This is a genomic window from Mesorhizobium sp. M1E.F.Ca.ET.063.01.1.1 (assembly GCF_003998155.1).
GTDB lineage: Bacteria > Pseudomonadota > Alphaproteobacteria > Rhizobiales > Rhizobiaceae > Mesorhizobium.
The window spans coordinates 1-456 of the sequence record NZ_RZSC01001604.1; the positions used below are offsets into that span (position 1 = coordinate 1).

Annotated in this window: 1 protein-coding gene; it reads right to left on the reverse strand. The window is 61.8% G+C overall.

The features are described from left to right. Window positions 1-176: 176 nt before the first annotated feature. The coding region (locus EOA29_RS40000) for an aminotransferase class III-fold pyridoxal phosphate-dependent enzyme (protein ID WP_127222583.1) at window positions 177-456 on the reverse strand (280 nt) is incomplete at its 5' end.

The following is a 456-nucleotide window of genomic DNA, read 5'->3' on the forward strand; positions in this document are numbered from 1 at the left end:
CCTCAAGGTTGATCGTCAAACTGAAGGTCGTAAGCTGGCGCTGCACGGCGCTGGGCCAGGACGGTTATGATTTCAGGCAGATGAGGTCCTGAACCGCAGCCAATCGCCAATGTCGGCGCCGCCCCTCATCCGCCTGCCGGCACCTTCTCCCCGTGAAACGGGGAGAAGGAAGAAAATCACCCCCGCCAGACGCCCTCTTTCCTGAGATCGTCCATCGTGCGTGAAATGCCTTCGCGCAGGATCGCCACCATGTCGTCGATCTGTTCGCGCGAAATGATCAGCGGCGGCGACATCACGCACATGTTGATCAGCGGCCGGACCAGCAGGCCAAGCTCGTGGCAATGCGCGTCGATGCGTTTTCCGACGTCCTTGTCGAGCTGCAGCGGATTCCTGCTTTCGCGATCGGCGACGCATTCGATGCAGGCCATCAGCCCCATGCCGCGCACCTCGCCGACC